Origin of the sequence: Cytobacillus oceanisediminis 2691 (genome assembly GCF_007678455.1) — a bacterium.
GTDB classification, from domain to species: Bacteria; Bacillota; Bacilli; order Bacillales; family Cytobacillaceae; genus Mesobacillus; species Mesobacillus oceanisediminis_A.
The window spans coordinates 1-26,948 of the sequence record NZ_VEEP01000006.1; the positions used below are offsets into that span (position 1 = coordinate 1).

A 26,948-nucleotide genomic window follows, 5' to 3' on the forward strand; every position below is an offset into this window, starting at 1 on the left:
TTCATTTGAAAAAACCGATGAAATCCAAAAAGGGGTTCGGAATGAGTGCATTCCGAACCCCTTTTGTCTACAAACTGAAGCGGCATAATGGCCGCTTTCTTTTTCGTTAATCTATAAAAATCTTACCTGGGTTCAGTATCCCATTCGGATCGAGGCTTTTCTTGATCGTTTTCATCACTTCATAGGCAGCTCCGTGCTCGAGGCGCTGGTATTTGGCTTTTCCCAATCCTACTCCGTGCTCGCCGGTGCAGGTTCCGCCGCGGTTCAGCGCATAGTGGACAATTTCTTCATTGATTCGTTCAGCTTCGGTTACCTCTTCGGGATTTTCTTTATCAAGCAGCAGCAAAACATGATAATTGCCGTCACCGACATGGCCGACAATCGAGCCTTCAATCAATGAAGCGTCAATTAATTCCCGGGTGTGGAGAATCGCTCCGGTCAATTCTGAGACCGGGACACTGACATCTGTCAGCATGATGCTTTTGTTTCCGGCGGTGTGTTTGTAGGCGTAAAGCAGATTATGCCTTGCTTCCCACAGCTGGTTTCGCGCTTTGGAATCAGCCTCGAATTGGAAGTTCGAACAGCCGTGGTCCTTCAATATTTCCGTGGCGAACTCGACATCCTGAGCGAGCCCTGCTTCGTTGCCGTGGAACTCCATGAATAACGTTGTGTCTTCTTCGTACTGAGTTTCCATGTATTCATTTACTTTTTTGACAGATTCCCCATCGACAAACTCAATCCGGGCGACAGGAATGCCGCCTGCCAGAATGCCGACTACGGCATCGACAGCTTTTTTTACAGAAGGAAAAACCGCCCTTGCTGCAGTAATCGCTTCCGGAATTCCGTACACTTTCAATGTGAGCTCTGTTATGATCCCAAGCGTTCCTTCCGAGCCAACAAACATGCCGTTCAGATGGATCCCTGAAGAAGACTTGGCAGACAGGCTGCCGGTATGGATGATATCACCATTGGCGAGTACTACTTCCAGATCCCGGACCTGGTCCCTCATGATGCCATACCTGACAGAAGTCGTGCCGCTCGCATTCGTTGCCGCCATCCCGCCAAGTGTCGCGTCTGCACCTGGATCGACAGTGAAGAACAAGCCGTATTTCTTCAGTTCTTTATTCAATACGGACCTGGTCACGCCGGGCTGGACTTTAACCAGAAAGTCATTTTCCTTCACTTCGAGGATCGCATTCATCTGCGACATGTCGAGGGAGATCCCTCCATTCACCGGAATGACATGGCCTTCAAGACTGGTTCCCAAACCGAATGGCACGACCGGAATCCTTCTTTCGTCCGCAAATTTCAGGACCTTGCTGACATCTGTTTTATCCTTCGGAAAAACGACGACATCAGGCAGGCGCGGTTCATGGTACGACTCATCGCGGCCATGAAGCTCCAAAATCGTTTCATTCACACTTACACATTCTTCTCCGATCACTCTTTTCAGCTCATCAATATAGCCTGCCAAATCCCTCTCCCCTTTATCGTTAAATTTATCTTGCTGTAATCCTATGTAGTTTTCAAATTAGGACCCCATGTATCTCGCATAATAGGTTCTAGCTTTTACCAGATCATTCGTTCCGTGGACAAGTACACGTCCATCCTGGAAGATGACCATGGTGATTTCATCATCAGGCATAAAACGTAACAGGAACGGGTTGCCTTTTACTTCCCCATTATTTTTCAACCTGCCTGCCAGCTTTTCAAGGTCCATTTTTGCCTTCTGCCGAGGATTGATCTGGACCGTGTTGCGCCCGCAGAGCGATGCATAGTTGATCTGCTGCTCTGATGAGCGATCGAGAAATTCATATTGTTGATGGACACATGCCGGGCATTCCGGGTTGCGCCCCTGGCTGACATCCATTTGCAAAAACGAGTTATGCCAGATATCCATCTGTTCAAGATTGGGATTCGACTCCGCTCCGACAAGCAGCTTCAAAGCTTCGACCGCTTCGAACGAACCGATGATATCCGTGATCGGTGAAAGCACACCGATGCTGTCGCAAGTATCCCCAAGTCCTGCGGGGACAGACGGGAAAAGACAGCGATAGCACGGAGTCTCACCTGGTTTTATGACAGCGAACATGCCCCTTGAGCTCACTGCCCCGCCGTAGACCCATGGAATTCCATGTTTCACAGCGACATCGTTTATGAGATACCGTGCCATGAAATTATCGGTCCCATCGACGATCACATCAAAACCAGCAAGCAGGTCCTCCGCGTTATCCAGCGTTAGGTCGGCAATAATTGGTTCCAATCTCACTTCGGAATTGATTTTCCTCAGTTTTTTTTCAGCAGCGATGACCTTCGGCAGGTTCTCGCGCGCATCTTCTTCATCATAGAGAGTCTGGCGCTGGAGATTGGACAGCTCGACCAGGTCACGGTCGATGAAGCGCACATGCCCCACACCCGAGCGAACCAGATGATTCGAGATCACTGCCCCCAGTGCCCCCATGCCGACGATGACTGCAGAACTAGCCAGCAGTTTCTTCTGTCCGTCACGGCCAATTTGCTTGAATAAAATTTGTCTAGAATAACGCTCCATTTCATTCATGGATATCCCCTCACTTCTATTTAGATTATATCTTTAAATAAAGCTTTTTTTTAGGGAAAATTTTCACTATACTAAATATTAAGAGGGTTTACCCTCTTAGGGACTTTTTACTATTAAAAGTGAAAGAGGTGGATTAGTTAAGATGAATCTTGGGGGATTTAAAAACAAAGAAGTCGTAGTTGACTTAACCAATGGCACTGTCGGTTACCGTGGCATCAATGAAGAAGATGTAAGGAAGTATATCGGCGGCCGCGGCCTTGGAGTCAAGTATGTACTGGACAACGGACCAGAAGTTGAGCCTCTATCAGAAGAAAACATTCTATGTATCATGACTGGCCCTGTAACAGGTTCTCGTTCTTCAATGAGCGGACGTCTTGCTGTCGTAACAAAGTCACCGCTTACCGGTACGGTTACTGACTCTCATATGGGCGGATGGACAGCTGCCCGTCTGAAGTGGTCTGGAATCGACAACGTGATTTTCAAAGGCAAGAGCGACAAACCGGTCTACCTGTATATCGAGGATGGCCAGGCAGAAATCCGCGACGCTTCTCAATTGTGGGGATTGAGCACGCGCGCGACTGTACAGGCTTTGAAAGATGCTCATGGCGAAGAAAACCTCAGCGTTATGACGATCGGCCAGGCTGGCGAAAACGGAGTGCGTTTTGCCGGTTTCATGAACGAGCATGACCGTGCGGCTGGACGCGGCGGTACTGGTGCGGTTGCAGGTTACAAAAAACTGAAGGCAATCGTGATCAAGGCAGCTCAAAAGGGCAACATGCCTGAGCCTGCTCAAAAAGATGACTACAATCAGGCTAACAAGAAAGCTGTTAAAGCGATTCTTGAAGGCGGCCTTACTGCTCCTAACAAAGGCGGCTTGTCAGTATACGGAACAAACGTCCTTACCAACTTGATCAATGAAGTGGGAGCGCTTCCAACACGAAACTCTCAATTGACACACTGGGATGAAGCAGAGAAGCATTCCGGCGAGTGGGTAAACGAGCACATTCTCGTTGCTAACAACACATGCCACGCTTGCCCGGTTGGCTGCAAGATCGAGGTTGAAGTCAAGGAAGGCAAATATAAGACTCGCGTAGAAAGCTTTGAGTTTGAATCTGCATGGGCGCTTGGAGCGAACAGCGGTTTGAGCGACTCTGAAGCGATCGCATACTTAATCGATATCTGTAATGAATATGGAATGGATACAATCGAGCTAGGCCACGCCATCTCTGTCACAATGGAAGCCTATGAAAAAGGCATCGTTGAAGAGAAGCTTGACTGGGGCGATGCTGACGGCATGATCGAGATTGCTCGCAAAATCGCGTTCCGTGAAGGCTTCGGCGGAATCCTTGCTGAAGGTCCTGCACGCGCGACTGCTGCATGGGGAGTTCCTGAACTGTCAATGTCCGTTAAAGGCCAGTCCATCCCAGCTTACGATCCGCGCGGAATCCAGGGAATCGGCCTTGGCTATGCGACTAGTAACCGTGGTGCCTGCCACCTTCGCGGCTACACAATCGCATCTGAAATCGCCGGTATTCCAGAGCCAACTGACCGTACAGTAGCAGAAGGAAAAGCTGAGCTTCTGAACGTATTCCAGAACCTGCTTTCATTCTCTGACTCTATGAATATCTGTAAGTTCTCTTCTTTCTCTGAAAACGCCGAGCACTACGCTGAGCAATACAGCACAATGACAGGCATCCCAATGACAGCGGATGATGTCATGCTTGCAGGGGAAAGAATCTACAACCTTGAGCGTTATTACAATAACCTAGCCGGCTTCAACAAGCGTGAGGATGACTTCCTTCCAAAACGCTTTACTGAAGAAGGTGCTTCCGGCAACAGTGAAGGACTTGTCTCACGCATGGATATCATGCTGGAAGACTATTACAATGTCCGCGGCTGGAAGGATGGCGTCGTTACCGAAGAAAAACTTCGCGAACTGGGCATCATTGGCGAAGAAACAACTCCGGCTACAGAAGAAGTTTAATAGTTTGAGAGAAACCAGGTGACTTTCTCGCCTGGTTTTTTGTTTAAGGGTGCAGATATTGCGGATGAAGCAACTTGGTCGAATTAATAGGAAATGTGGTCGAATTATTTTAAAATCCGCCAAAAAAACTTGAAATGTGATCGAATTATTTTGAAATCCGCCAAATAAATCTGAAATGTGGTCGAATTAATTAAAAGTGCCATCTTACAGGATGTATATTCGCTTCTTATTAGCGTAATCCACGATTACGATCCTCGATATCAGTCGGGAATATGAATTACATATAGATTTTTTGCAAAAATAAAAAGGCCCCGGCAAAAAGTTGCCGAAACCTTTGCTACCCGCCTACCCGGGTTGTTTTATAACGGTAATTTTTGATCAGGTGTTCGAGCTCATCCATGCTTTCCGCCGCAAAGCGGATATGAACAGCATTAACGATGAATGTTTTTGTAAAAGCAAGTTCATCCTCGCTAAAAATTTCCGCTCTCCATCCTTCCGCTTCATACACGTACGGGAAGGAATCGGTTACGAGTCGGCCGCCCAGTTCTTCAAAATACATGCCGAGATGATCCCTGTTGATTCCGCGGAATTCTAGTATTCTATCTACCATATCAGCCACCGGCAACAGGAGGGAACAATGCGAACTGGTCGCTTTCTTTTACATTCGTTTCGAGTTCCTGGTCATGGACGATGTTACGGCCATTGATATAAACGTGTACAAATGGCTTTAGCGTCTTTTCTTCTGTGAAAATTTCTTCGTGCAAATCCGGGAACATTTCGCACATTTTATCAAGCACATCCATTACCCGTTCCCCATCAGGCTTCACTTCGACCGTCACGCCTCCGCAAATATCTCTGAGATTAGCAAATACTTTAACCTGCATCCAAAACGCCCCTTTCTCCTACCCCTAATAATAATGTGAAAATTATAAATTGTCATCCGCACTTTCTATTTAAAAGGGAATCGTTTATCTTACAAACTAGAATCCATGACTGCGTCGGTGAACTGCTTGATCAGCGGGCGATTTTCGGCATCCGATTGTGCCACAAGGTAAAACTCCCTGTCGTACGGAGCAAAGCTATCAATGATGGCTATACGTCCTGTTTTCACAGCAGGCATTGCTGCGAGTCTGGAAACGAAGCTGATGCCGAGTCCGGCTTCCACGGCTGCGATCACGGATTCAGTGCTTCCGATCGAGACAGCTACGTTCAGATCATCAAGCGACAGACCATTTTCCACCAAGTAATGCTCCATCATTTTCCGTGTTCCTGATCCTTCTTCACGGAGGACGAAATCATATTGCTGTATTTGGGGAAAATCCGGTGATTCTGCAAGGGTTAATGGGTGCTCCACAGGTGTGACCAAAACCAGTGAATCTGAGACAATCGGCTTGCTCGTCACCAGGCGTGAGTCGACTTTCATCCCAATAATGCCTGCGTCAATCTGATGATTCTGCAATTGATCGAGCACTTTCTTCGAATCGCCAATATCAATCTTTACATCCACCTTCGGAAACAGAATCCGAAATTTCTTGATCCAGCCTGGAAGCAGGTATGTGCCCGGTATCGTGCTCGCACCAATGGTAAGAGTCCCTGTCAACGTACCGTGAAATTCCCCGAGTTCATCTTCGAGTGTCTTCCACCTGCTCTTAATGTCCTTTGCAGCACTGTACACCAGCATTCCTGCAGACGTCGGCCTGATTCCAGCCGCCCCCCTGTCGAGCAGTTCGAATCCAAGTTCATCTTCCAGACTTTTGATTTTCAGGCTAACCGATGGCTGGGAACTTTTAAGCGCAGCTGCAGCCTCTGAAAAACTGTTCTTCTCTACAACCATAATGAACGCATCAAGCTTTTTAAGATTCATGGCATTTCTCCATTTTCAGACTTATATAACCCCATTTTAATATGGATTGTACTGTTAAAGACACTATATTTTATATAGAGTTTAAAGAATAGTTAAGTTCAGCAAGTCCATTCAAGGCATTTCTTAGACCTTTCGGCGTATGACGAGAGTTAAAATATCTATTAAACGTGACTTCTTGGACATTTCGGGGCGTGAGGAGCTTCAAAATGTCTTTTAAACAACACTTCTTGGACATTTCGGAATGTGGCGTGCTTCAAAATGTCTATTAAACACCTCTTCTTGGACATTTCGGGGTGTGATGAGCTTCAAAATGTCTATTAAGCACCTCTTCTTAGACATTTCGGAACGTGTTGGGCCTCAAATTGTCTATTAAACGCGGTTTTTTAGACATTTTGGAACGTGTTGGGTCTCAAAATGTCTATTAAACACTACTTCTTGGACATTTCGGGGCGTGTACAGCTTCAAAATGTCTATTAAACACTACTTCTTAGACATTTCGGGGCGTGTACAGCCTCAAAATGTCTATTAAAAAACACTTCTTGGACATTTCGGGGTGTGAGGTGCTTCAAAATGTCTATAAAATACCACTTCCTGGATTTTCAATTGAATCTCCAGTGTTCAAGTGCCTAATGAAAAACTTTCCTTTGTGAATAGTATTGACATATTATTATCTGAATATTATTATAGTTCATGTTAATATATTTCAAAATAATAAAATCGATGACGAGAACACGTCCTTTATGGAACTGATCTACAGAGAGCCGGTGATTTGCTGCAAACCGGTGTTCAGGTTATAGAGGGGCATCATCTCTGAGATGCAATGCTGAACCTTATTGGCAGTAAGCTTTGCCGGATTGTCCGCCGTTAAAGGGAACACGTATGATGGTACGTTGATGAGGGCCGCTTTTGTTTTTGCGGAATCAGGGTGGTAACGCGAGGATAACTCGTCCCTAGTTTTAGGGGCGGGTTTTTATTTTTCAACATATAACATTCCGTTCCGAAATTCCTATACTCTCAGTGCCAAAACATTATATTAGGAGGAGAAAAAGGATGGGAAGCTTAAAAGGTAAAGATACACTCACAATCGGTTTAATGTTATTTGCATTATTTTTTGGAGCAGGGAATCTGATTTTCCCGCCATTTTTAGGGCAGGAAGCAGGAGCGAACTTCTGGCCGGCCATGCTTGGTTTTGTCGTGACCGGGGTTGGGCTGCCGTTGTTGACGGTCGTTGTCATTTCAATGGCAAAGGGCGGCGTAAAAGAAATCGGGTCAAGGGTCCATCCTGTTTTTGCAGTTGTTTTCAGCGCTGCAGTATACTTGTCGATTGGACCGTTTTTCGGGATTCCGCGAAGCGCCAATGTTGCTTTTGAAATGTCCGTCAAGCCATTCCTGGCAGAGGGCGGTTCGCATACGACTGTCCTCTTGCTTTTCACAGTTGCGTTTTTTGCACTTGTTTACTGGGTGACATTGAATCCATCAAAAATGGTTGAGCGGATTGGGAGCATTTTAACGCCTGTTTTGCTCGCTGCCATCGTTCTGCTGGTACTCGGCAGCTTTTTCAAACTGGACGGATCATTTGGAGCTGTCTCTGAAAAATACACCGCTGCACCATTTGCCACAGGTTTCCTTGAAGGGTACCTGACAATGGATACCATTGCGGCGCTGGCATTCGGCATCATTGTCGTAGGAGCTGTCCAGCAGAAAAAGGCGCTGGAACGCAAACAGATTGTAAGGGAAACATTAAAAGCAGGCATCATTGCCGGAATTGGCCTGGCTTTTGTCTATGTAACAGTCGGCCTGATGGGAGCAAAGATGGCTTCGGGAGGTCAATTCGAAAATGGCAGTGAGATTTTAACAGCTTCTGCGAAGTTGATGTTCGGTGTACCGGGCATGCTGCTGTTAGGATTGATTGTGACTCTTGCCTGCTTTACGACTGCTGTTGGTCTTGTAGCGGCAACCAGCCAATTTTTCAACAAGATGATGCCACAGGTGCCTTATAAGGTGTTCGCCTTGTCTGTGACATTGGTCAGCTTGCTAATCGCAAACCTTGGCTTAAACCAGATCATTTCGATTTCAGTACCTGTTTTGATCGTTCTATATCCAATCACGATCGTTCTAGTCATCCTTTCTTTCCTTGAGCGCTTTTTCAAAGGAGCGCGAGGGGTCTATGTCGGAGCTGTTTTTGCCGCTGGAATGGTCAGTGTCATAGATGGATTGAAAACATTTGGCGTTGAATCAGATGCACTGATGGCTCTTCTTCAATCGCTTCCGCTTTATGCAGAAGGTCTGGGCTGGCTTCTGCCTGCTCTGGTCGGCGGCCTGGCTGGATGGATATTGGACAAGCTTCTTCCTTCCAAAGGTTTAAATCCCGCATCTGAGTAACCTGATGACTGGCAGGTAAATTGTATATGAAGGCACAAAAGCTGTACAGATTTAACTCTGTACAGCTTTTTTTACGGCTTAGATTCGACTTTCTTCCTGACCGCAATATTCCCATGTTGATCCCGTCATGAATCTTCCCATCTCTATGAACTCCTGCATCATCCTGCCTTCGAACTGAATTGATTTTAGCAATGAAAAACCTGCTGCAAGTTTAGTCAGAGAGTAAAAAGGTATAATCCAAACAAACCCTAACACTGTTAAGAATATGGAGGAGGCTGCTATGACACTGAAAATCAAAATTTATTCAGACTATGTTTGACCATTCTGTTTTTTGGCGGAGTTTCCGCTGAAGGAAGCCATCGATGGGAAGGATGTCGAACTTGAATGGATGCCTTTTGAATTAAGGCCCTATCCGAACAAAACGTTAAAGCCTGAGGAACATTACCTGCAAAGCACCTGGAAGCAATCTGTTTATCCTATGGCTGAGCGGATGGGGGTGGAGATTGTCCTTCCCGATGTATCTCCCCAGCCGTACACACACCTTGCATTTGAGGGATATCAGTATGCGAAGGAGCATGGAAAAGGAAACGAGTATAATGACCATATGCTCAGGGCATTTTTCCAGAGGGGGTTAGATATTGGGAACCTTAAGGTTTTGACAATGCTTGCCGGTGAAGTTGGTCTCGATCAAGATGAATATCGTCACGCGCTCGAAACCCGTAAGTATAAAGAGGCTCATCAACAAGCACTGGATCATGCTTATAACGAGGTGGACATCACTGCTGTTCCGACGTTCATCGTTGGAGACAGGGTCGTTCCGGGGATGAGGTCGAAAGAAGCACTGGAACAAATTATCCTCTCAGAAATGGACGACCCCAATGAAGGAATGTCCTGTGGAATGGATAGGTGTTAATGCAAAAAGAGGCAGCTGATCGGCTGCCTCTTTTCCATTATGCTCTTTTAAACGGCCACCAGTTTGCTTCGCCAAAGTTCTTCACAAGAACCGGGATGAACAGCGGCAGCATGATGAACGCGTACAGGAATAATCCCGCAAGGAGGATTGATGCGATTTGCAGCAACGACATCATTCCCGAAGGCATCATCGCGGCGAAAGTTCCGCCGAGAATGACGGCTGCCGAGATGATGACCGTTCCCATCTTTTTCATCGAAAGCAGCATTGCCTCTGAGATGGACAAATCCTTATATTCATTGAAACGGTCCATCAGGAAGATACTGTAGTCGACACCAAGGGCAACCAGGATGACAAAGGCGAAAAACGGTACCGCCCAGCTGATCCCTGAGTATCCGAGAATATCGACATAGATCACTTCATTGATCGCCATTGAAGTATAATACGTTAATATCAATGAGCCGATAATGTAAATCGGCATGATGATGGAGCGGAACAAGAATACAAGGATGATACCAATGCCAAGCAGCATCAAAATCACTGTGCGGGTATAATCCTGGCCAGACATCGTGTCGAGATCCGCATTCGTGCTTGTTATCCCGCCGACGGCTACATCTGCATTTTCAAGCTTCGTCCCTTTCGTTGCACGCTCAACGGCTTCCTTAAGTTCAGGAATCTGTGCCATCGCTTTGTTTGAGTAAGGATTTGCTTCAAAAATGACATCCATCGTCATGACTTTTCGGTCTTTTGAAAAATAGACATCAAATACCTGGGCGAAGTCCTCACTTTCAAGCACATCCTCAGGCAGGTAAAAACCATTGGAATCAGTTTTGGCCAGGCCGTTCAGATATTCCTGAGCGGAACCAAGTCCTTCAGAAACCTGATTCAGCCCATCAGTGCTCTGACTGAGTCCGTCCGTGAGCTGACCTAACTGAGTACCCAATCCGCCAAAACCAGCCAGAAGCTGCTGTTGGCCCGCATTGATTCCAGTCAAGCCATTTGTCAGCTTAGGGAAATTATCGACGATTTTCCCCTGTCCGTCAGCAAGCTGATTCAATCCTGCCTGCTGCTGTTCGATGCCGTCGATCAACTGTTGGAGTCCCGGGCCGAAATTTGCTTGTTGTGCCAAGGCTCCGGCAAAGGCTTCATTTGCTTTTGCCATGCCGCCTGTAAGCTGCGGCAGTACCTCATTAAGTTGATCCAGACCTGCTGAAGCTTTTGCCAGTTCAGTCTGCATGTATTGCAGCTGTCCTTTAATTTGATGATAGTTTTGGTCTGCTTTCAATGTCTGGTCTCTATTTTCCAAATAGCCGAATAGCTGGCCATTTGCTTCTGATATTCCGCCAGACAGTTTTGCAATTCCGCCCCCGGCCTCTGTATATCCCGCCTCAAGCTGTGCCAGGCCAGCCTGCATCTCCACATACCTGGATTGCAGCTGTTTATAGCCGGCGAGCAATTCTTCAGCCCCGGACTTTGCTTCTGTTAATCCTGCCTGAATCTGATCAGACCCCGCAGAACCCTTGCGAATGCCATCCTCAATTTTGCCAAGGTTGGTCTGGATTTCGCCAAGACCTGACTTAATTGCAGTTGTTCCATTGATCAATTCGTTTATGCCGTCAGCAGCCCCTTCCAATTCGGGTGCTGACTTTGACAATTCAGTTTCAGCCTCATTGAGGCCATCGCTGATTTTATCCAGGCCTTCCTTTCCTTCACCCAGTCCTGAACCGAGTGTTTCGGCCTGTTTGGAGACGAAGAAGTCTTCGATTGGCTCTCCTGTTGGCCTTGTGACCGAACGAACTGTATCGACCATGTCGACTTTTTTCAGCTCGGTGCTGATTTTTTCAGCGAGTTCAATGTATTCAGCCGAGTCCATTCTTTCGTCATTTTTCAAGATGATTTGTGTTGGCATCGATTCGCCTGGGCCGAAACTGCCGGCAATCGCATTAAACGCCTTAATCGAGTTTACATCTCCGCTGATTTCATCCAGTGAGTTGTAACTCAGATCCCCATCATAAGCCACCAAAAACGGCACACATACTGCAGCAACAATCAGCAGGCTCAGGAATGGGCGTGCCAGTGAGAATCTTCCGACAGTGCCCCATAACTTGCTTTCACCATGCTCTGCGCTTTGTTTTGAAGGCCAGAATATCTTTTGGCCTAATAACGCCATGAAAAACGGGACAATAGTGAATAATCCGACCAAAAGCATGGCGACTCCGATTGCTACGGCAGCCGCGGATTGATATAAAATGAATTGTGAGAAGCCAATGGCGGCAAAGCCGATCATAACTGCTATCCCGCTAAAAAATACTGTGCGCCCTGCATTTTTATAGGTAGCGACAATCGCAGCAGGGACACTTTCTTGATGCGTGAGCTCTTCCTTAAAACGGCTGAGCAGCAAAATACAGTAGTCCGTTCCAATCCCGAACAATACGGCCACAAGGAAAATCTGCGTATAGTTTGAGAGCGGAAAATCAAATTGGTCAACTAACACCGATACAATCGACTGTGAAACCAGGTATGCCATACCGACTGTAAGCAATGGAATGACCGGAGCGATGACGGACCTGAATACAAGGAGAAGGACGACAAGAATAAAGACGACCGTAATTCCTTCCGTCTTTTTCAATCCTTCTTCCGAACTGGTCATTAAATCTTCGTTGATCAGCCACTGGCTCGTATAGTAGTGGTCGACGTCAACATCCTCAATTGTGTCATAGAGCAGCTTCCTTACTTCAGCCGGTTCGCGGTCATTCCAGCTGACCGTTACCGAGGACAGGATTGACTTTCCATCTTCAGAGACAAGCTGTTCTTTCAGGCTTTCCTCATTGAAGTGTGTCAAGATATCCGTGATCCCGATTTCCTCGCGATTCTTTTCAAGTTCACGGATTGCGTTTTCCGCTTCCTTGATTTCTGCTGCTGTCAATTTTTTCTCGCTGTGGAAGACAAGTGCGACCTGTGTCTCATCGCCTCCGCCCTCCTGCTCCCTGACCTCATCCATAATTTTGCCAGCGAGTGTCGAGGAGTATTCGTCAGGCACGGTGATCTGCCCTTTTTCCCGGACAAGTTCTGCCATATTCGGTGCAGCCATGAACAGACCTGCAGCCACCAGAATCCATGCAATAATGACTAACCATTTCTGCTTGATAATGAAGTTCACTTTATTCCACCCTGCTCTTTCTTTCTATTAAAATTTCATTTAGTTTGTCGTACGTCTTAAGGAACTGGATGATTTCATCCTGATCGAACCTGGTAATAATCGATTCCACCAGGGCCTGGATCCGCTCCTCCGTTTTTTGGAATAGTTCATTTCCCTTGTCAGTCAAAGTCAGATAGACCAATCGACGGTCATTTTCATCCCTTGTTCTTAGGATAAGCCCCTTTTCCCACAAACGCGTGATGATGGCGGTGATCGCGCTTTTTTTGACATCGAATACTTCAGCCAGCTCCGAGGATGTACATGAACCCACTTTGTTGATGTAGCGCAATGTATAGTGCTGGTCGTTCGTCAAGTCCGAACCGATTTCTTCCTTGACCATCCCCTCGGCAATCTTGTTCACCGAAAAGGAAACATGGATATAGTGATCCACTAAATCCTTGACAGATTTATCATACATATTTATGTAGACACCTCGCCTTAAAGTCATTCTATTATTTAATAGTTAAACTGTTTAACTATTAAGCTATTTAACTTTAATCCCATTTCATTTTGCTGTCAAGAACAAAAAGCGCAAGCGCCTTGGTCAGCCCCGACAAGCGCTGGAGGGCCTGACAGTGAAGTCGTTCTTTGACTTCATTGGCAGGACCGAAATCGAAAAGTATAGCCGACTGCCCAGAAACGCAGAAACTGGAGACTCCGACAAAGAAGCGCTTTTTGCTTCTGCCGGCGGAGTTGAAGTTTCGGAGTTTCTAGGAGGCGACACTAGACAAGTGTCTCGAGGGGCTAGGCGCTGGAGCTGGATTATTCTCAAAGTGAATTTTATACTTTCTTATCTCACAAAAAAATGACTGCCAAAATAAAATTGGCAGAACATCAAAATGTATTATAGATGTTTTCACACTCTTCTCCTGTCGGCTCATAGAAACAGTGCAGCTTAAAACGGCCGGCGAGCGGCTGGTTGTACCAGGTAGAAGGACAATCGCCCGGCGGCCGGAAATACCAGAGTGCGAATTTGGACGGCCATAGACGTTCGCCTTTCACAGCCCGCCTCGCAAGCCTCTTTTCCACTTCCCTGGCTCTCTGGTAAAAATAACCCTTCTGGACAGCTTCAAATGCGTGCTCCTGATAAATCATCTGCGGAATCGTCCTTAGTCCGATAAAGTCAGAACAATTCCCCCGGATTCGGTTGATTCCTACGTTTCCGATCATCAGCATTCCCTGCTGGCCTTCCCCCTCACCCTCTGCCCTCAGAAGTCTCGCCAACAAACTGATATCCGCCTCTGTATGCTTCACAACTGCCATGGCAAAACCTCCGCTGTTTAATATTACATCTTATTTTCGGAAGGCTTGTGCTATCACATAATATTGTTTATCTCTGTCACCAAAAATATGGAGCATAGTATGGGTATGGCGCATAATATGGGTAACCAAATCCATATCCATACCCATAGAACGGACTGAACAGTGCTGCACCAAGCAATCCAGTGGCTAACCCTCCTAAAAATGGACCCCCGAAAAATGGTCCTCCCCAAAACGGTCTTCCGAAAAATGGCCTCCCAAAAAATGGCCTTCCGAAGCCAAACGGCCTGCCAAAGCCAAATCGGCCAAACCTTAGGTCATTTTGATTGAATGGCACCTGGCTGATTACACTTGAATACTGATTAGAAGCATCCATTGTATTACCTCCTCTTTATTTCATGAATAGCTAAAATATCCCTTTTCCCAAAAGGTTACTAAAGATTATGCAGAAGCACAGAAATTTCCTGGGTATTTATCCATATCCAAAAGAATTTCATAGGTATTTGTCCATTATTCGAGAAGAGCAGCTTCCCGTAATATCAAAGAACATTTGGGCCAAAGACTGCATATAGTACCTCAAAGACGGAATAAGGATGAAAAGCTATGCCAGTCACGATTAACCTCTTTTATTTCAAAGTTAACAGCGTTTCGGGAAATGGCTCCATCACCATTGGCTCAGCCATCCATAACAGCCATACAGCAAATGATAAGTCCCAGGGAATGAATTCTTCATTTGGTGATGCATCACCAACAGAAGCATTGATGGATAATGTCTATATTGATCCGGATTTAAATGATCAAGCTGCGATTGCGACAGCTGACTCCACCTATCAGGGCGTCCCTCTGGCCCCGGTTGATGAACCCATCATTTAGTCTCTTTTTTACTAAAATGGTGGGTTCGTGTAAAAAAAGAATTTCAAAATGCAACATGCTTGTGCAGCATTTAGTACTGATAAGGAGGTTTTCGATGCCTTACCAAATTAATATTTTTAATATCAAAGTCAATGGAATCACTCAAAACGGAAACCTGGATGTTGGACCAACAGTCCATAATAGCCACACGGCAAACAGCAAGAACTTCGGCGTCAATTTTTCTCTCGGTGATTTCTCACCATCATCTTCTTTACAGAATACCGGGATTTTTGATCCGGATGTCAGCGATCAGGATCAGATTGCCAACCCTTCTGCTCCGATTGCGAATCAAATTTAAAACCTTCATTGGGAGGGCCATGACATGGATATGGAGAAAGTGAAAATGTGGCTCGAGCTGACGAATAAATACCAAAAAGATGACTTTTGGCGTGGATTATTCAATCATGGTATCCCGGAGAGAATGGTTCATGCTGATGATTTCCCTCTATATGATATTTATAAAAATGATTCCGCCATCTGCCTGATCCTTGAGGTTCCTGGTTTAAGCAGGAGCGATCTCTCAGTGGCTCTAAGACAGGGAGATACTCTGGTGGTGAAGGGTATTTCAAGAACCTTGTTCCCTGCTGATATGGAGGTGAAAAGGGAAAGATTTTATGGTGAATTCGAGCGCCTGATCCCGCTTCCCGAACCTACCGAGACAAGGTTCATTCAATCTACCTTCCAAGATGGGATTTTACAGGTGACCTACCCACGGCAGACTGCTGGAACGGCAGACAGACAGGAAGATAACAGGATCCTCTGAGGATGATTCACCAAAAATATCCATACTGTCCAGGCGCGTTTTTGATCGTTTTTTGCGGGTAAAGTCTTAATACCTTTTCCAGGTGCAAACAAAAAACCAAGGAGGGATTAAGATGGCTCAAAACAAGAATGATGATATGGAACGTGATGAATATTTCGAGGACCGAGCCGGAACAGATGAAGCAAGATTCCATGCCGTGCCCCCATGACAAAGAGGGGTGGGCTGTCAAAAAAGAGGGACAAGATGACCCTGAACTTACCACTGGTTCAAGATCAGAGGCTGTGAATGAAGCCAAGCGTATGGCTGAGGAGGCCGGCACAATGGCATATATTCACAATGAAGACGGGAAGATCGAGGATCAGTTTAATTATAGCAACTAGAGTTGCTGAACCTTTACCAGAATAAAAGCCTTGCAGATTCCTGCAAGGCTTCAACTATTTATGCTTTCAGAACATCATGGTCTACATAGCGCTCGCCATTCAGCTCGCTGATGACGTTGATGGCTACCTTCGCGCCGTCGCCAGCTGTGATGATTGTGTGCATGCTGACCCCTGCGCAAGTGCCTGCAGCCCAAACACCTTCAACATTTGTTTTTCCGGCAGCATCGACGTCAAAAATCGTCTTGATTCTTGGCTCTGTGCCATCTTTTGTTGCAAGGCCAGATGCTTCAGCTACATCAGTCATCATTCCAGAAGCGATAATGACATGCTTTGCTTCATACTCGCCGTTTTCAGTCACGACTTTAACGCCGCTGTCTGTTTTGCTTACAGAAGTCACAGTCGTTTCAACAAACTCAGCACCGAATTTTTTGGCTTGCTTGAAGCCTGTCTCTACCAAGTCAGGACCTGCAATTTCAGGTGCGCCATAGTGGTTCTCCATCCATGCACGCTTCGTTACGCTTTTATTGTTGTCCAGCACAACTGTTTTCTTGCCAGCCTTTGCTGCGAAAATCGCTGCGCTTCCGCCTGCAGGACCCGCGCCGATAATTGCTACATCATACATAGGAAAATTCCTCCTTTTCTTTATTTCAACATAATCATAACAGACTTCTTTCTATTAGCGAAAGTTTTAAAACTAGGAGGTTGGTCTCAGCATTTTATAAACAATGAGAGATAAAAAATCAGCCATTCACTGGCTGATTTTAGATATGCTATTAAGTTGTCTGCTGATACAGAAGTGCCTGGGCAATCCCCACAAAATATTCTGACTCACGGATGATATGATCCAATACCACTTTTGCTGTTGGATTCCTTTTAACAGCTTCACTTTCTGTTTTGATTTGTTCACACAATTGAATGAATTCGAGGCTTTGCTGTAAATAGAAGGAGGTTAGTTTCAGTACATGCTGATGCAGCTGGGCAGGTATGTAATTGCCCGTCCTCGTCACCGTCTCTATGAATCTCAAAACTTGATGGCGGGTCTCCCCCAATACCTTTTCCCATTCTTTCAGGGCATCCACATACTCCTGTTCTAAATCAGGTGTCAGCTCGCGGATTACGACGGTATGCTCCTCCTCCTGATGCTTCCAGAACTCGGCTTCATCCAAGATCCTCAAGGGCATCTGTTGTCCATAGTAAAATTGCATAAACCCACCCTCCTCAAACTGTAATCGTATGAAATGTATGTTTTTCAACTGATATATATGTCATCTGATAATATGATAAAGTAAGGATATGGAAATCTTTTTTCGAAGGGCGGCACAATTATGAAGGGGTTTTTTGAACCGGGAACGGAAACTGTTTTTCAGTTGTTTTCAAGCGTCCACCTTTTGACACTCACTGCTTTCTTTATAATGATCATACTGCTCTTCTTGTTCCGGGAGCCTTTACGGAAACACGGGATCAACCGTGCTGCCCGTATCGGATTATTCGTGGTGCTTATAGCCTCCGAAGTAAGCCTGCAAATATGGCTTTGGTGGAGCGGACACTGGAACTATCAGTATTCATTGCCACTTCACTTAAGCAGTATTTCCCTCATCCTCTCTGCCATATTGCTATTAAACAAGAGATATGCACTGTTTGAATTCACTTATTTTGTCGGCGTCGGCAGTGCATTGCAGGCCATGATCACACCAGACATCAGCCTATACACCTTTCCCCATTACCGATATATCCATTTCTTCGTTTCACACGGGGGAACGGTCGTAGCCAATCTGTTCATGATATTTGTGGCAGGTTACCGGCCGACTGGAAAGTCCATTTGGAAAGCATTTCTCTGGTTGAACGTCTATACGCTCATAATTTTCGTCGTCAACTTCCTGATTGAAGGCAACTATATGTACATCTCCGAAAAGCCAGTCAATCCATCGATCATTGATTTTCTTGGACCATGGCCATGGTATATCCTTTCCCTGGAGATAATTGCGCTGATCACCTTCGTGATTTTGTATTTCCCGTTCTGGGTTGCCAGACGCATGAATCAGGAAAAACAGCATAATTGACTTTGGGAACATTATTGCATTCTGCACCAAGATTTTTTTAAGATGAAGGCTCTGTTAAACAAGACTGTTGATTTTCGTTCCAGGCGCTTCGCTTTCCGCGGGGCTGGCGCTGAGCCTCCTCGTCGCTTTGCTCCTGCGGGGTCTCACCTGACCAGCTGCGCCCGCAGGAGTCTACGCGCCCTCCACTACAATCAACAGGTGTGTAAAAACAACATTGGGCTTCAACAGAGCCAAGATGAAAGAAATGTTATTTACAAAAGCCAATCCATGCCAAAAACAGCAAAAAGCCCGGAGAATAATCTCCGGACTTTACATTTTCTATCATTCAACTTTTCAATAAATCGTTGACCAAATCCACCGCTGGTTTCTTGTCATACTGATTGTACAACCCGACTGAAATCCGGGCCGGATCGCCGAAAAAGAATCGCTCGTAGATGGTTTCTCTTCCCGCAAAAGCGCTTGAGCACATATCCCATGCCAATCTGAACAATTGAACTCTTTCCTTCGCTTCGGTATCTGCTCCCTGCAAATACAGGTCCAGGTCACTTCTTAGATCCGATTTAAAATCATTGCTTGTCGGAATGGTGATGGTTCCACTGGCCCCCAGCAGCTGAAGGATTTCTACGAATCTTGGATAAAACTTTGGAAACATAAGACTTGCAACAGTAAGAGGGCTCGCATCCGGTACCATCAAGCCGGAACTATTTTCCCTCGCCTGCATTTCTGAGGATAATAGCAGCCCTTTCATCATTTCCACACCACATATAATTTCACTGATTTTTTCTTTTACATGCTGATATTCGCCAATCCCGATCGTTTCCGTAATTAATTGGGCAGTTCCCAGGAACAGCCTGGATTTCGTAAGCTGCCTTGATAATGTCTGATGAACCAGGAAGGTATTGAAATTGGTTTCGTTGAACAGATTCATGGCTGCATTAATATCTTTATATAAAAAAACTCTTTCCCACGGCACAAAGGTGTTATCGAAAATCACAATCGTATCCATTTCTTCAAATCGTGACCCCAGTGGATGGTCAAAGTGGGAGTCGTTATAGACAAAAGATTCCCTGCAGACAAACTTTAAGTTTTCTGTGCTGCTCGGAATCGAAAAGGCATATACATAATCCTCTTCGATGAATTTCCCGCCGGCCGGCAAAACCATCAGTTCATCTGTGATGCCTCCTTGTGTAGCCAATAACCTGGCACCCTTAATGAAAATCCCGTCAGCTGTCTCCTTGACAACTCGGGCAGAAATTGGCTGCTCCTTCTCTTCAAAATACGCGAGCGAACGATTCACCTGCGGCGTGACATACGTATGGGAAAAGGTAAGGTCATTCTCTCTTGCCTTTTCATAAAGACACGTCACATTCCTGCCTAATTTATTTTTCCCTTCAAAGACATGTGCTGAAGCACCAAGAGCCATTAAGGCTGTATTCATGTAATCAGGGGTCCTCCCCATCATTCCGCCAGTCAGCTTTGCCCACTCCCCGGCAGCAAGCCTCCTGAGTTCCAGGTCTTCTTTTTTGAGGGGGGGATGAAAAGACCGGCCAACCCGGTTTCCCGTTGTAGGCGATTTATAGGTCATCAGCGGCAAATTTCCCTCTTCCAGCTGAAAATCATACAAGCGGGCTTTACTATTGATCACTCCCTTAAAGGCAGGATGTGCTACGATGTCTCCCGTGACTTTCTGTCCATCAAACCAAATATTGCTTTGCAAATTACCGATTCTTTCTTTCAACTGTGTTCCATTGATTGCAGGCATATCCCCACTCCTGACTTTTCCTTGCTTTTTACCGTCATGCCTATATCTATTCAAGTTTTTCTGCAGTATTGCATGGTTTATTTTAAAGAAGTTCATGAGGTTATACGCAAAGTATCAAGCAATGTGAAAAAGGCCATGAAAAAAGACCTCCTTTGAGGCCCTTTTTCACTAGTTAGAATTTAGAGAGAGCTTTATTAGCATTTTCCGGATAGCCAGAGCCGAATGAATCTAAATTTGAATTTCCGTAGAATGGATAGCCATCTGCTTGGTATCCAACGCCGCCTGGTGCTATTGGGTAGCCGGTTCCAGCCGGACCTGGATAGCCTGCTGCCCCCACTCCTGGATAACCGCCATAACCACCTGGGTAGCCACCGAATCCTGGTCCAGGATATCCTCCAGGGGGGAAGTAGCCTCCTCCAGGAAAGCCTGCTCCCGGATAACCGAAAGGTGGCGGCGGCAATGGACGGGGAGCTGCCAAAGCCCCGCCAAGGAATCCACCTGCTAAACCGCCTAAAAACGGCAACCAGCCAAGACCAGCGCCAAATCTATAATCATTTCGTTGATAACCATTTACATATGGATGCATATTTAAAAACCTCCTCTTCTCCATGTTTATGCATGTTCCGCCGATTTTGTCTGGGCCCAGTTCTGCCAAACCTTGATTCTAAACGGCAATGATGGAACAGTAGGAGATCAATCCTATGACCAGATGCTGAATGGATTATTGGATATTCAATTCCATCACCGTCGAGATAGGCTTGAATCCTAAGTTTTCACAGAGTAATCTTGAAGGGTTTCCATTGAACACATTAAGCTGGATCGTCCTGATTCCCAGCGCCTTAAACTCATTAATCGCGGCTACCGTAAGTTCCCGGGCGACACCGGACTTTCTGTACTTTGGGAATACGTATACACTTAGCAAATTTCCCATGACCTGGCTCTTCGCAGGATTCAAGTCTGTAACCAGGAGAATCCATCCCCTCAGCTTGCGTTGTTCTATATCGATGAGAAAATAGCCTCCATTTTGAATTACGGGCATAAACAGATTATACGCATTCTGCACACTATTTTCAGCATATCCCATCGAGCTTTCCTTCATCACTTTCCCGGACAGCTGAATAAGATGGTTCGCCTCTTCCTGAGTTGCTCTTCTGATTGCCATTCAACATACCTCGATTCAAAAATATTATGTTTTAATATATAGCAAAACCATGAAACGAGTGTTTGTCATGGTGTACAGAAAATAAAAAGACAAGCTATAGCGGGAGTTTGAAACGTCTTTTAATTTACAAAAGCCCGCTATCGAAGCAGAAACAGAAAAAAGCCTAACTTTCCCCTTAAGGAAAAGTCAGGCTTAGGGTTTTGAAAGATTTATAGGTCTTAAGGAAGTTTCCAGGCTACATTATAGTCATTTTCCCCGCCATAATACTGCCAAATTTGTGCCTTTTCGGTTGTTCCCGGGAAATTGCCCCAGTCTGGATTGCTGATTGTTAAATCTTCAGGAATGTCACCCGGGTAATAGGCCACCCAGTAAGCTCCCGGAGTGCTTGGCGAAAATTCCCCCATTGAAACTTCCCAGCTCCATTTTGAGGAATAGGTACCAGGCTTAACGCCTTCCCCATATTGATTCAGATAATTGACAAAAGCGGTATAGATCGCCTGATTGTTCGCATAGTCATATTCTTTCGTACCAGTTGATGCTGGTTCAACATCAATAAAGATAACAGGTCTTACTTTCGAACCATAGACGCTTTTCATAGCTTCATAGGTTTCTAGTGCCAATTTTGCCTGCTGCGCTCCCCATTCACTTGCAGAAATACCCGCAGGTGCCTGTTGCATACCAGTTAAAAACCAGTAACCATAAATATATGCAGCATCCTCTGCTCTGGCACTGCTGAAGAATTTCCCGCTGCCTGTGCCTGCGTCAAATTGAACGACGCTTCCATATCCCAACTTCCCAAGATAAAAATCATTCCCAGCAGGATTAGGTATAGACGTAGCTGAATCAGTTCCATAATAATATTCCGTTTGAACTTCAGGTTCGGTCTTTTCTTCTGATGGGCTGTTAGAGAAAATCGCTGAATTTGCGGCAGCATGCGATCTTGCCGTTTCACTTGCATGCAAACCTGCCTGCGATTTGCTGATTTTATTTTCTTTCTTTAGCTGGGCTTCAGCGCTATTAGACTGTGAAGGCTCTACAATCTTTTCTTCTGTTTCAGGCTGGGTATCAGCTTCAGGCTTTGCTTCTGCCTCTGGCGCAGTTACCTCTGGTTTGGCTTCTGCTTTAGATGCAGTTACCTCCGGCTTTGTTTCTTCTTTAGGCTGGACAGTAAGCTCGGCCTTTTTAGGAGTTGCTGAAGTCACAGAGGTTGCTTTTTCACGTCCCTGAAGATTCTGCGCACTGTTTGCTTGATTAGGTGCAGCAGCTTCAGTGAAATGGCCTCCAGAAATAATACCAAATGACAATACTGTTGTTGCGACGAAAGTTTTTACCAGTTTCTTTATATTTTTCATTCTCATTTTGCTCCCTTTTACTATGTTTTTTTAGCTAATTAAGCAGTAAACATTAAGAAAAAAGGAGCTGCCTTCGGCGGTGGTGAAGGTGGAGCATTAATCCATTGATGAAAGTAATAAGCATGGCAGGAATTATGGATACGGGCATGATTTCCACCAAAGTAATCATTCCCTTCAAGCAAACCTGCAATGAAGCTCATTGTGCCGGACCCCGAGCTTATTTGCTCATTTGATTGCCCTCCAGGCGTTTGCGTTCGTTGTGGAGGATTACTCATGATTTCAATGAATCTAGGATTCTTCTTATCTCCAGAAGGAGTTTCTTGTTTGCCCTCTATTAAAGGTTCCTTCGCCAAACGAAGAGTACTGCGTTTCTTTTTTGAAACGGAAGGCTTTTCATTTTTTGAAGAAATCTCTGGCCTGGCATCGGTTCCGCCTTGAATGTGGCTGTATTCATCTGCCTCGTAAAACCTTTTACTTGGAGCTTGAACCTTTGACGCCTTAGCAGACTCAGCAGTGACAACTTTTGGCTTTGCCTGAACCGGTGCCTGGCCTTTCCGCATTACAGCAGATTCAGTAGGTTTCCCAGCCTTTATTTTATTTTTTATAGAAGGAATAATCTTTTCATTACTCCTATCCGTCTTGTCCGGTAACTTTTGAACAGATTTAATCGATTGGGTTGGCCGGGAATCAGGCTTCTGAACTGGTTTCTGGACAGGTTTCTGACCCGCCTGTTCCGGCTTCTTATTTACGCTGTCAGGATTAACGGGGATTTCTTTATTCGTGGCCTCTGGAGAATCTGCTTTACGTGTAACTTGAGTATGTACTTCAGATTTTTGAGTCACCGGCTGACCGGCTGAACCATTTTTCTCAGCAAATGCATTATCCGGAAAGAAAGAGGCCGCTCCTAAAAAAACACCCATCAGAATAACATGCCGGATGCGCACTATCTCACCCCCTTTCAGAAGCAAGGATTCATCACTTCCATGGAGAGGATTCGACATAAACTTTGGATTTTCGACGGTTGCTTTTCCTTTAAACTAAAAGAGTTCTTTTAACCCAATTAACCCCTATGATTGACTAAGTCTAATGACCTTAAATCAAAGAGTTCGTTTTTCGACTATTTGTCTAGCAAAATAAAAAAGCCGATTTTCGAGTTGGAAAATCGGCTCATAGGATCCCTTTAAAATAAGTTAACTTTTTCAGGTAATTAAGGCTGTCCATTATTAGACAGCCTTATTATTATTTGATTTTATCGTTGGATTTCATTTTTTCATCCAATTCTTTTAATTCTTTATCTGACTTTTTCTTTAATAGATAGATAACGCCAATAGCCAAAATGGACAAAATAGAATACACAATAATTGTTGGCATAAGCTCCATCAAGTTAAAACCTAATATAAATTGCATGTATATCACTCCCGAATTGTTTTCTTAGCGACTATTCACGCCAGGTCTTTTATTACCTGTCTATTTTTTCGGTACCAAATAAACATTCCTGCACGAAGTAAACTTTATAAAATCCAATCGCTGGCAAAGCAATATTAAATACTCTTTTGGCTTTTATTGGAATTTGCAAAGCTTTATCTTCTTTCAGGAACAGTTTAATATGTCTGGTACTGTTTGCAAGCGACCTATATAATTTACTAGGAATGGCTATTACCCATTACATGTTCATGAATTCATATATTAAAAATCTTATATTCTCATTGAATCTCTGTCAAATTTCCACTTTTTAGAATTGATTTCTTACGAGTTTGTCCAGTACTCATAAAAACAAAAGAAGCCCTTCTGAACTCAGAAAGGCTGCCCTTATGCCTAGGAGGAGTCAATTAAAATTAAACTCTCAACACTAAATAATCTCCACTTTTCATCTGAACGACATCAGCTTTCATTGCTTTGGCCACGTCCTGAACCATCAACTTCTGCTGTTCTTCATTCTCAGCTAACAGGGTAAGCTGGCTGCCCCCCAGTATTCTTTCCTTGTTTAAAGTGACAAATGCCAGGATCTCATAGCCTGGTCTCTCTGAAGATTCTCTTCCCATTGTTTATTCCTTTCCGACAAGGTTTGTTTTCATGACTGTATGGCTTTTTTTCGTACTTTCAAGCAAAGGAGTCTTTTTGACAGCTTCAATCAGCTTATCCTTGTCTTTAATGATTGGAACGAGTGTCACAACAATCCTTCCTTTTTCATATTCCTTCCTTGTAAAATGATATCTCTTTACCCCCAGGGCCCTTGTTGCTTCAAAAAGTGCAGCCTGCCTTTGTCCATAGTTGTCCAAAGCGATCCGAAAATGTTCCTCGTGAGGATAAATGACCACAGCCATACCTTCGTTTTCAAACATTTTAGCGGCATTTTCCGTTCCAAGCTGATTTGTCACATATATACCATCCACAAACAATTCCGATCCTTTCACTTCAATCTTTCCTTCTTCTACTTCAGCAACATCACCAATTGTTTTTCCTTTTGAAAATCTTTTTAATATGTAAAATCCTATTGCACCGACAATTGTACCCGAAATGATATTGACCAATTTCGACTCACTGTCCACAATTTGAATAGTGAGAGCCGTCAAAAAAGAAACAATCAGAGAAAAATAATTTCTTGCTTCGAATGTCTTTGCTATTCCGTCGATATACGCATCTCCACGATAAGCATACTCGGTGTTTTCTACATCTTTCAAACTTTCCCTTTCAGACTTCCTTACATCCCGGAACTGTTGGATGGCAAGTGTCAGGAATGTAACTGCGACAAAGTTTTTGGTCATTAACGCCGGAATGGCAACTGCACCAAGGGCAGCAGCAACAAACCCAGTAACAAGATGGATCATATAGCCATTCGGATAGCTGGGGTATTGTCTGAAGTCTTCTTTAATTGCCAGAACCCGAGCCAATGTTCCAACGCAAATAGCCGTAATAATCATAACGATATGCTCTGATGATATCATACCTTCTTTCATGGCTACCTCCTTCATTTATCAGCAGTCATTCCCATTTAGTTTTAGAAAAATACATAAGCAAGTCCAGGTTGAGAGAGATAAATCAAACACAGATCTATAGCATAAGAGGAAGGAAAGGATATATGGAAAACCCGAGCTTCTTTAACGTCATAGGTAAGAAACTAAATCCTATTCTATAAATGAAATGCAAATCAAAAACTTTCGATATGGGCAATTAAAGTTTATAATCAACACAAGAACATACGTTCCTTAAAAAGAGGAAGGAAATGGAGATTTGGGAAGCCAGCTATATTGCTGGCATTATAGATGGAGAAGGCAGCATAACATTAACAAGAATGCACCAGCAAGAACATCGGCGGCCGATGATCACCATTCCATCGACAGATAAAGAACTTTTGGTGTATATCCATTCTATAATTGGAGGAGTTATTAGTAATAAGAAAAATTATAAACCTGATACCCATAAGAACTCTTATACATTGAGCATAAAGAATAAAATTGACGTATTGTCCACTTTAAGACACACCCACCCCTTTTTAAGAATTGAACGGAAACGGCTCCGGGCTCAATGGATATTGGAGCATTATGAGTCGGTTACACCCCGAAACGGAAAGTATAAACCGGAAATGTTAGTAGCTAAAAAGGCATTCGAGGATTCTTTCTTTACTATTTAAGCAATAATTTATGATTGTTAGTAATTCGCTTAGTTTACTATTAATGATTCATTATTAACTCCCAAATAAAAAACATCAGCCGGAAAGCTGATGTTTTACAGTCAAAATAAAAATCCACCAACATATGTATTGGTGGAGACGGTGGGACGTGCTATTCCATGCTTTCGTCATGGCACTGACTATATCTTGAACCTGCATCTAACAGGTCCTCCGGCGTCTTATGCGAGATGTAGTTTTATCCGGATTCCCGGATCGATCACGCATCCTAGTACTGCCAGGATGGCAGCCTATAAGTCGATACATGGCTGTTGGATTGCTCCACATACCACTCGGCATTGCCTTATCGCTATTCACGACTTAGGTTTCACCGATAAAGCCGGATTTTCACTTGCATGTTGCCACGCAAGGCGACTAATTACTAATCGAACCCACGTCCAAAGATATTGGCACTTAAGCTTCTACGAGTGTAGTCGGCATATTGGCGATTCGCTGGTCCTTTTGCCTACCGACAGGCGGCCGGCCAGCTAGCCTGGTTGTTCTCTTCCTTCATCCTCAGGCGGTGGAATCCGGCGTAGCCCACTTAGAGTGAGTCCGCTACCCTACCACATGGGCGATGGAGGGGCGAACCGCTATGCAGTATTAAGCTGCGAAAGCGAAGTTGTTGTTTTGTTTGCCAGTTATAGGCGTTGACGTTTTTACGAGGCCGATCCCCTCGACTCGCCACTTAAGCTCAAACTACCCCTGTCGAATCCGTAACGTCCCCATAT

Annotated in this window: 29 protein-coding genes, 1 other RNA gene and 1 other annotated feature; of the genes, 10 read left to right on the forward strand and 20 right to left on the reverse strand. The window is 44.8% G+C overall.

Annotation, left to right across the window (positions count from 1 at the left end; genetic code table 11):
* Nucleotides 1-106 precede the first annotated feature (106 nt).
* Together FS736_RS12695 and FS736_RS12700 are read right to left on the reverse strand one after the other, a co-directional pair.
* A complete protein-coding gene (locus tag FS736_RS12695; protein WP_144477817.1) occupies nt 107-1,474 on the reverse strand; it encodes an FAD-binding oxidoreductase in 1,368 nt (455 codons plus the stop codon).
* Between the two features lie 57 nt (nt 1,475-1,531).
* Nucleotides 1,532-2,560 carry a ThiF family adenylyltransferase gene (locus FS736_RS12700; RefSeq protein WP_222125070.1) on the reverse strand — a complete coding sequence of 343 codons (1,029 nt, stop codon included), beginning with the start codon at nt 2,558-2,560 and terminating at the stop codon, nt 1,532-1,534.
* A 142-nt stretch (nt 2,561-2,702) separates the two neighbouring features.
* On the opposite strand from FS736_RS12700, the gene FS736_RS12705 reads away from it, so the two are divergent.
* Complete coding sequence (locus tag FS736_RS12705; RefSeq protein ID WP_144477819.1) at nt 2,703-4,544, forward strand: aldehyde ferredoxin oxidoreductase family protein; 1,842 nt, start codon at nt 2,703-2,705, stop codon at nt 4,542-4,544.
* Between the two features lie 337 nt (nt 4,545-4,881).
* On the opposite strand, the gene FS736_RS12710 is transcribed toward FS736_RS12705, so the two are convergent.
* From FS736_RS12710 to FS736_RS12720, 3 genes are all read right to left on the reverse strand, one after another.
* Nucleotides 4,882-5,154, reverse strand: coding sequence for a MoaD-like domain-containing protein (locus tag FS736_RS12710; protein WP_144477821.1), 273 nt, complete (start codon nt 5,152-5,154; stop codon nt 4,882-4,884).
* A 1-nt stretch (nt 5,155) separates the two neighbouring features.
* Nucleotides 5,156-5,428 carry a ubiquitin-like small modifier protein 1 gene (locus FS736_RS12715; protein ID WP_144477823.1) on the reverse strand — a complete coding sequence of 91 codons (273 nt, stop codon included), beginning with the start codon at nt 5,426-5,428 and terminating at the stop codon, nt 5,156-5,158.
* A gap of 89 nt (nt 5,429-5,517) precedes the next feature.
* Nucleotides 5,518-6,408: a selenium metabolism-associated LysR family transcriptional regulator gene (locus FS736_RS12720; protein WP_144477825.1), complete on the reverse strand. Its 891-nt coding sequence runs from the start codon at nt 6,406-6,408 to the stop codon at nt 5,518-5,520.
* Nucleotides 6,409-7,119: 711 nt separating this feature from the next.
* Nucleotides 7,120-7,363 (forward strand) — a binding site (T-box leader).
* A gap of 95 nt (nt 7,364-7,458) precedes the next feature.
* Between FS736_RS12720 and brnQ the strand changes: the two genes are divergently transcribed.
* Together brnQ and FS736_RS12730 are read left to right on the forward strand one after the other, a co-directional pair.
* On the forward strand, nt 7,459-8,790 hold the full coding sequence (gene brnQ / locus FS736_RS12725) for a branched-chain amino acid transport system II carrier protein (protein ID WP_144477827.1): 1,332 nt from the start codon (nt 7,459-7,461) through the stop codon (nt 8,788-8,790).
* A gap of 280 nt (nt 8,791-9,070) precedes the next feature.
* Entirely contained in the window at nt 9,071-9,703 is a 633-nt protein-coding gene (locus FS736_RS12730) for a DsbA family oxidoreductase (RefSeq protein ID WP_144477829.1), read from the forward strand.
* Between the two features lie 37 nt (nt 9,704-9,740).
* Here FS736_RS12730 and FS736_RS12735 read toward each other — a convergent pair whose 3' ends face one another.
* Both FS736_RS12735 and FS736_RS12740 read right to left on the reverse strand, forming a co-directional pair.
* On the reverse strand, nt 9,741-12,860 hold the full coding sequence (locus FS736_RS12735) for an MMPL family transporter (RefSeq protein WP_144477831.1): 3,120 nt from the start codon (nt 12,858-12,860) through the stop codon (nt 9,741-9,743).
* Nucleotide 12,861: 1 nt separating this feature from the next.
* On the reverse strand, nt 12,862-13,317 hold the full coding sequence (locus FS736_RS12740; protein ID WP_144477833.1) for a MarR family winged helix-turn-helix transcriptional regulator: 456 nt from the start codon (nt 13,315-13,317) through the stop codon (nt 12,862-12,864).
* 157 nt (nt 13,318-13,474) lie between these two features.
* On the opposite strand from FS736_RS12740, the gene FS736_RS12745 reads away from it, so the two are divergent.
* Nucleotides 13,475-13,708, forward strand: a complete 234-nt coding sequence (locus tag FS736_RS12745) for a hypothetical protein (protein WP_144477835.1) — start codon at nt 13,475-13,477, stop codon at nt 13,706-13,708.
* 25 nt (nt 13,709-13,733) lie between these two features.
* On the opposite strand, the gene FS736_RS12750 is transcribed toward FS736_RS12745, so the two are convergent.
* On the reverse strand, nt 13,734-14,162 hold the full coding sequence (locus FS736_RS12750) for a cell wall hydrolase (protein WP_144477837.1): 429 nt from the start codon (nt 14,160-14,162) through the stop codon (nt 13,734-13,736).
* A 76-nt stretch (nt 14,163-14,238) separates the two neighbouring features.
* Nucleotides 14,239-14,535: a spore coat protein gene (locus tag FS736_RS12755; protein ID WP_395883517.1), complete on the reverse strand. Its 297-nt coding sequence runs from the start codon at nt 14,533-14,535 to the stop codon at nt 14,239-14,241.
* Nucleotides 14,536-14,762: 227 nt separating this feature from the next.
* On the opposite strand from FS736_RS12755, the gene FS736_RS12760 reads away from it, so the two are divergent.
* The 4 genes from FS736_RS12760 to FS736_RS12775 all read left to right on the forward strand — a co-directional run bounded on the left by FS736_RS12760 (nt 14,763) and on the right by FS736_RS12775 (nt 16,214).
* Nucleotides 14,763-15,032, forward strand: a complete 270-nt coding sequence (locus tag FS736_RS12760; protein WP_144477839.1) for a spore germination protein — start codon at nt 14,763-14,765, stop codon at nt 15,030-15,032.
* Between the two features lie 94 nt (nt 15,033-15,126).
* Nucleotides 15,127-15,369 (forward strand): spore germination protein, encoded by a 243-nt coding sequence (locus FS736_RS12765; protein WP_144477841.1) that lies wholly within the window; start codon nt 15,127-15,129, stop codon nt 15,367-15,369.
* A gap of 24 nt (nt 15,370-15,393) precedes the next feature.
* Nucleotides 15,394-15,834, forward strand: a complete 441-nt coding sequence (locus FS736_RS12770; protein ID WP_144477843.1) for an Hsp20/alpha crystallin family protein — start codon at nt 15,394-15,396, stop codon at nt 15,832-15,834.
* A gap of 191 nt (nt 15,835-16,025) precedes the next feature.
* Nucleotides 16,026-16,214, forward strand: a complete 189-nt coding sequence (locus FS736_RS12775; RefSeq protein ID WP_313959722.1) for a DUF2188 domain-containing protein — start codon at nt 16,026-16,028, stop codon at nt 16,212-16,214.
* A gap of 58 nt (nt 16,215-16,272) precedes the next feature.
* Here FS736_RS12775 and FS736_RS12780 read toward each other — a convergent pair whose 3' ends face one another.
* Together FS736_RS12780 and FS736_RS12785 are read right to left on the reverse strand one after the other, a co-directional pair.
* Nucleotides 16,273-16,836, reverse strand: coding sequence for an FAD-dependent oxidoreductase (locus tag FS736_RS12780; protein ID WP_144477845.1), 564 nt, complete (start codon nt 16,834-16,836; stop codon nt 16,273-16,275).
* A 151-nt stretch (nt 16,837-16,987) separates the two neighbouring features.
* Complete coding sequence (locus FS736_RS12785; protein ID WP_144477847.1) at nt 16,988-17,419, reverse strand: DUF2935 domain-containing protein; 432 nt, start codon at nt 17,417-17,419, stop codon at nt 16,988-16,990.
* 120 nt (nt 17,420-17,539) lie between these two features.
* On the opposite strand from FS736_RS12785, the gene FS736_RS12790 reads away from it, so the two are divergent.
* Nucleotides 17,540-18,274 carry a YwaF family protein gene (locus FS736_RS12790; RefSeq protein WP_144477849.1) on the forward strand — a complete coding sequence of 245 codons (735 nt, stop codon included), beginning with the start codon at nt 17,540-17,542 and terminating at the stop codon, nt 18,272-18,274.
* A 325-nt stretch (nt 18,275-18,599) separates the two neighbouring features.
* Here FS736_RS12790 and hpaB read toward each other — a convergent pair whose 3' ends face one another.
* The 8 genes from hpaB to FS736_RS12825 form a co-directional block, all read right to left on the reverse strand.
* Nucleotides 18,600-20,036, reverse strand: coding sequence for a 4-hydroxyphenylacetate 3-monooxygenase, oxygenase component (gene hpaB / locus FS736_RS12795; protein ID WP_144477851.1), 1,437 nt, complete (start codon nt 20,034-20,036; stop codon nt 18,600-18,602).
* A gap of 172 nt (nt 20,037-20,208) precedes the next feature.
* A complete protein-coding gene (locus FS736_RS12800) occupies nt 20,209-20,622 on the reverse strand; it encodes a hypothetical protein (RefSeq protein ID WP_144477853.1) in 414 nt (137 codons plus the stop codon).
* A 135-nt stretch (nt 20,623-20,757) separates the two neighbouring features.
* Nucleotides 20,758-21,198: a GNAT family N-acetyltransferase gene (locus FS736_RS12805; protein ID WP_144477855.1), complete on the reverse strand. Its 441-nt coding sequence runs from the start codon at nt 21,196-21,198 to the stop codon at nt 20,758-20,760.
* A gap of 218 nt (nt 21,199-21,416) precedes the next feature.
* Entirely contained in the window at nt 21,417-22,550 is a 1,134-nt protein-coding gene (locus FS736_RS12810; RefSeq protein WP_144477857.1) for a glycoside hydrolase family 25 domain-containing protein, read from the reverse strand.
* 38 nt (nt 22,551-22,588) lie between these two features.
* Nucleotides 22,589-23,494 (reverse strand): hypothetical protein, encoded by a 906-nt coding sequence (locus FS736_RS12815; RefSeq protein ID WP_144477859.1) that lies wholly within the window; start codon nt 23,492-23,494, stop codon nt 22,589-22,591.
* Nucleotides 23,495-23,789: 295 nt separating this feature from the next.
* The gene (locus FS736_RS24335) at nt 23,790-23,957 is read right to left on the reverse strand and encodes a hypothetical protein (protein WP_186326776.1); all 168 of its coding nucleotides are present in this window, start codon (nt 23,955-23,957) and stop codon (nt 23,790-23,792) included.
* A 428-nt stretch (nt 23,958-24,385) separates the two neighbouring features.
* Complete coding sequence (locus FS736_RS12820) at nt 24,386-24,592, reverse strand: capping complex subunit for YIEGIA (protein WP_144477860.1); 207 nt, start codon at nt 24,590-24,592, stop codon at nt 24,386-24,388.
* Nucleotides 24,593-24,595: 3 nt separating this feature from the next.
* Nucleotides 24,596-25,507 carry a YIEGIA family protein gene (locus tag FS736_RS12825; RefSeq protein ID WP_144477862.1) on the reverse strand — a complete coding sequence of 304 codons (912 nt, stop codon included), beginning with the start codon at nt 25,505-25,507 and terminating at the stop codon, nt 24,596-24,598.
* 266 nt (nt 25,508-25,773) lie between these two features.
* Between FS736_RS12825 and FS736_RS12830 the strand changes: the two genes are divergently transcribed.
* Nucleotides 25,774-26,181 (forward strand): LAGLIDADG family homing endonuclease, encoded by a 408-nt coding sequence (locus FS736_RS12830; RefSeq protein ID WP_144477864.1) that lies wholly within the window; start codon nt 25,774-25,776, stop codon nt 26,179-26,181.
* A gap of 419 nt (nt 26,182-26,600) precedes the next feature.
* Here the strand turns inward: FS736_RS12830 and ssrA are convergent.
* Nucleotides 26,601-26,936, reverse strand: a transfer-messenger RNA (tmRNA) gene (gene ssrA, locus FS736_RS12835).
* Between the last annotated feature and the right edge of the window lie 12 nt (nt 26,937-26,948).

What these genes read in the sequence shown, in the direction of transcription:
- FS736_RS12720 (WP_144477825.1), bottom strand. Translation starts at nt 6,408, where the DNA reads ATGAATCTTAAAAAGCTTGATGCGTTCATTATGGTTGTAGAGAAGAAC.
- FS736_RS12810 (WP_144477857.1), bottom strand. Translation starts at nt 22,550, where the DNA reads ATGAAAAATATAAAGAAACTGGTAAAAACTTTCGTCGCAACAACAGTA.
- FS736_RS12715 (WP_144477823.1), bottom strand. Translation starts at nt 5,428, where the DNA reads ATGCAGGTTAAAGTATTTGCTAATCTCAGAGATATTTGCGGAGGCGTG.
- brnQ (WP_144477827.1), top strand. Translation starts at nt 7,459, where the DNA reads ATGGGAAGCTTAAAAGGTAAAGATACACTCACAATCGGTTTAATGTTA.
- hpaB (WP_144477851.1), bottom strand. Translation starts at nt 20,036, where the DNA reads ATGCCTGCAATCAATGGAACACAGTTGAAAGAAAGAATCGGTAATTTG.
- FS736_RS12770 (WP_144477843.1), top strand. Translation starts at nt 15,394, where the DNA reads ATGGATATGGAGAAAGTGAAAATGTGGCTCGAGCTGACGAATAAATAC.
- FS736_RS12760 (WP_144477839.1), top strand. Translation starts at nt 14,763, where the DNA reads ATGCCAGTCACGATTAACCTCTTTTATTTCAAAGTTAACAGCGTTTCG.
- FS736_RS24335 (WP_186326776.1), bottom strand. Translation starts at nt 23,957, where the DNA reads ATGCAATTTATATTAGGTTTTAACTTGATGGAGCTTATGCCAACAATT.
- FS736_RS12740 (WP_144477833.1), bottom strand. Translation starts at nt 13,317, where the DNA reads ATGTATGATAAATCTGTCAAGGATTTAGTGGATCACTATATCCATGTT.
- FS736_RS12830 (WP_144477864.1), top strand. Translation starts at nt 25,774, where the DNA reads ATGGAGATTTGGGAAGCCAGCTATATTGCTGGCATTATAGATGGAGAA.
- FS736_RS12700 (WP_222125070.1), bottom strand. Translation starts at nt 2,560, where the DNA reads ATGAATGAAATGGAGCGTTATTCTAGACAAATTTTATTCAAGCAAATT.
- FS736_RS12785 (WP_144477847.1), bottom strand. Translation starts at nt 17,419, where the DNA reads ATGCAATTTTACTATGGACAACAGATGCCCTTGAGGATCTTGGATGAA.
- FS736_RS12755 (WP_395883517.1), bottom strand. Translation starts at nt 14,535, where the DNA reads ATGGATGCTTCTAATCAGTATTCAAGTGTAATCAGCCAGGTGCCATTC.
- FS736_RS12790 (WP_144477849.1), top strand. Translation starts at nt 17,540, where the DNA reads ATGAAGGGGTTTTTTGAACCGGGAACGGAAACTGTTTTTCAGTTGTTT.
- FS736_RS12805 (WP_144477855.1), bottom strand. Translation starts at nt 21,198, where the DNA reads ATGGCAATCAGAAGAGCAACTCAGGAAGAGGCGAACCATCTTATTCAG.
- FS736_RS12775 (WP_313959722.1), top strand. Translation starts at nt 16,026, where the DNA reads ATGCCGTGCCCCCATGACAAAGAGGGGTGGGCTGTCAAAAAAGAGGGA.
- FS736_RS12800 (WP_144477853.1), bottom strand. Translation starts at nt 20,622, where the DNA reads ATGCATCCATATGTAAATGGTTATCAACGAAATGATTATAGATTTGGC.
- FS736_RS12705 (WP_144477819.1), top strand. Translation starts at nt 2,703, where the DNA reads ATGAATCTTGGGGGATTTAAAAACAAAGAAGTCGTAGTTGACTTAACC.
- FS736_RS12710 (WP_144477821.1), bottom strand. Translation starts at nt 5,154, where the DNA reads ATGGTAGATAGAATACTAGAATTCCGCGGAATCAACAGGGATCATCTC.
- FS736_RS12750 (WP_144477837.1), bottom strand. Translation starts at nt 14,162, where the DNA reads ATGGCAGTTGTGAAGCATACAGAGGCGGATATCAGTTTGTTGGCGAGA.
- FS736_RS12780 (WP_144477845.1), bottom strand. Translation starts at nt 16,836, where the DNA reads ATGTATGATGTAGCAATTATCGGCGCGGGTCCTGCAGGCGGAAGCGCA.
- FS736_RS12825 (WP_144477862.1), bottom strand. Translation starts at nt 25,507, where the DNA reads ATGAAAGAAGGTATGATATCATCAGAGCATATCGTTATGATTATTACG.
- FS736_RS12820 (WP_144477860.1), bottom strand. Translation starts at nt 24,592, where the DNA reads ATGGGAAGAGAATCTTCAGAGAGACCAGGCTATGAGATCCTGGCATTT.
- FS736_RS12765 (WP_144477841.1), top strand. Translation starts at nt 15,127, where the DNA reads ATGCCTTACCAAATTAATATTTTTAATATCAAAGTCAATGGAATCACT.